Below are 2,416 nucleotides of genomic sequence, written 5' to 3' on the forward strand. Positions count from 1 at the left end.
GCCGGGTGCGACGCTGCCCGAGCTGAAGCAACGCCGCGTGCCCAAGCGGGAGTTGACCGTCGAGGAACCCGAGGACATCGGCCGCTCCGACGTCGCCGTCGACAACCCGGTACCGGCCCCGCCGTTCTGGGACACCCGCGTCGTCAAGGGCATCCAGCTCAAGGAGTACGCGAGCTGGCTGGACGAGGCCGCCCTGTTCAAGGGCCAGTGGGGGCTCAAGGGCGACACCGTCGAGAGCGAGGGCCGGCCGCGGCTGCGTATGTGGCTCGACCGGCTGCGCACGGGGAACCTGCTGGAGGCGGCCGTGGTCCACGGCTACTTCCCCTGCGTCTCCAAGGGCGACGACCTGATCATCCTGGACGAGCACGGCAACGAGCGCACCCGGTTCACCTTCCCGCGCCAGCGCCGCGGCCGCCGGCTGTGCCTGGCCGACTTCTTCCGCCCGGAGGAGTCCGGGGAGACCGACGTCGTCGGCCTCCAGGTCGTCACCGTCGGCTCGCGCATCGGCGAGGAGACCGCGAAGCTCTTCGCGGCCGACTCCTACCGGGACTACCTCGAACTGCACGGCCTGTCCGTCCAGTTGGCCGAGGCGCTCGCCGAGTACTGGCACGCCCGCGTCCGCACCGAACTCGGCATCGACGCCAGTGAACCGGCCGCGATGGAAGGCATGTTCCGCACGGAGTACCAGGGCTGCCGCTACTCGCTCGGCTACCCGGCCTGCCCGAATCTGGAGGACCGCGCCAAGATCGCGGACCTGCTGCGACCGGAGCGGATCGGCGTCCATCTGTCCGAGGAGTTCCAGCTGCACCCCGAGCAGTCCACCGACGCCATCGTCGTCCACCACCCCGAGGCCGGCTACTTCAACGCGGGAGGCCGCGCATGACGACGTTCTCCTTCGAGTTCTTCCCGCCGAAGACGGCGGGCGGCGAGCAGGCGCTGTGGCAGTCCGTCCGCCGCATCGAACCGCTCGCGCCCGACTTCGTGTCCGTGACCTACGGTGCGGGAGGCTCCTCGCGCGAGCGCACCATCGAGGTCACCAAACGGATCGTGGCCGAGACGACGCTGCGCCCGGTGGCGCACCTGACGGCCGTCGGGCACTCGGTGGCCGAGCTGCGCCACATCATCGGCCAGTACGCGGACGCCGGAGTGCGCGACGTGCTCGTGCTGCGCGGCGACCCGCCCGGCGACCCCAAGGGGCCGTGGGAGCCGCATCCGGACGGCTTCACCTACGCGTATCAGCTGGTCGAACTGGTGCGGTCCCTGGGGGAGTTCACCGTCGGCGTCGCGGCCTTCCCGGAGAAGCACCCGCGCTCGCCCGACTGGGACGGCGACATCCGGCACTTCGTGGCCAAGTGCCGCGCGGGTGCGGACTACGCCATCACCCAGATGTTCTTCGACGTGGAGGACTATCTGCGGCTGCGCGACCGGGTGGCGGCGGCGGGCTGCACCACGCCGATCATCCCGGAGATCATGCCGGCCACCGACGTCCGGCAGATCCGGCGCTTCGCCGAACTCTCCGACGCCGCCTTCCCGGAGGATCTGGCCCACCGTCTCGAAGCCGCCCGCGAGCGGCCCGACGAGGCGTACCGGATCGGGGTCGAGCACGCCACCGCCATGGCGGACCGGCTGCTCGCCGAGGGTGCCCCCGGCCTGCACTACATCACGCTCAACAAGTCCACAGCGGCCCTGGACATCCACCGCAACGTACTGAACAGCTCAAGGAGCCTTCATGTCAGCTGAGTTCACCGACTTCAAGGTCGCCGACCTCTCCCTCGCCGAGTTCGGCCGCAAGGAGATCACGCTCGCCGAGCACGAGATGCCGGGCCTGATGGCGATCCGCGAGGAGTACGCCGAGGCCCAGCCGCTGGCCGGCGCCCGCATCACCGGCTCGCTGCACATGACGGTCCAGACGGCCGTGCTCATCGAGACCCTGGTGGCCCTCGGCGCCGAGGTCCGCTGGGTGTCCTGCAACATCTTCTCCACCCAGGACCACGCCGCCGCCGCGATCGCCGCCGCCGGCATCCCGGTCTTCGCCTGGAAGGGCGAGACCCTCGAGGAGTACTGGTGGTGCACGGAGCAGGCGCTGACCTGGCCGGGCCACGCGGGCCCGAACATGATCCTGGACGACGGCGGTGACGCCACCCTCCTCGTCCACAAGGGCGTTGACCACCAGAAGACGGGCGAGCTGCCGGAGGCGTCCAACGAGGAACTCGCCGTCGTCCGCTCGCTGCTGGAGAACAGCACCATCGACTGGCAGGCCCTCGCCTCCGGCATCCGTGGTGTGACGGAGGAGACCACGACGGGTGTCCACCGTCTGTACGAGATGCAGCGTGACGGTGTTCTTCTCTTCCCGGCGATCAATGTCAACGACGCGGTGACGAAGTCGAAGTTCGACAACAAGTACGGCTGCCGGCAC

At 69.7% G+C, this 2,416-nt stretch carries 3 protein-coding genes; all 3 read left to right on the top strand.

What is annotated here, in order from left to right:
* On the top strand, nucleotides 1-883 hold an 883-nt coding region (locus AQI95_RS43215), incomplete at its 5' end, for a vitamin B12 dependent-methionine synthase activation domain-containing protein (protein WP_279617063.1).
* Nucleotides 880-1,740 carry a methylenetetrahydrofolate reductase [NAD(P)H] gene (gene metF, locus AQI95_RS43220; RefSeq protein WP_067136894.1) on the top strand — a complete coding sequence of 287 codons (861 nt, stop codon included), beginning with the start codon at nucleotides 880-882 and terminating at the stop codon, nucleotides 1,738-1,740. The genes AQI95_RS43215 and metF, both read left to right, overlap by 4 nt.
* The coding region (locus AQI95_RS43225) for an adenosylhomocysteinase (RefSeq protein WP_079071987.1) at nucleotides 1,730-2,416 on the top strand (687 nt) is incomplete at its 3' end. The genes metF and AQI95_RS43225, both read left to right, overlap by 11 nt.

It is taken from the genome of Streptomyces yokosukanensis (assembly GCF_001514035.1).
Taxonomy (GTDB): domain Bacteria; phylum Actinomycetota; class Actinomycetes; order Streptomycetales; family Streptomycetaceae; genus Streptomyces; species Streptomyces yokosukanensis.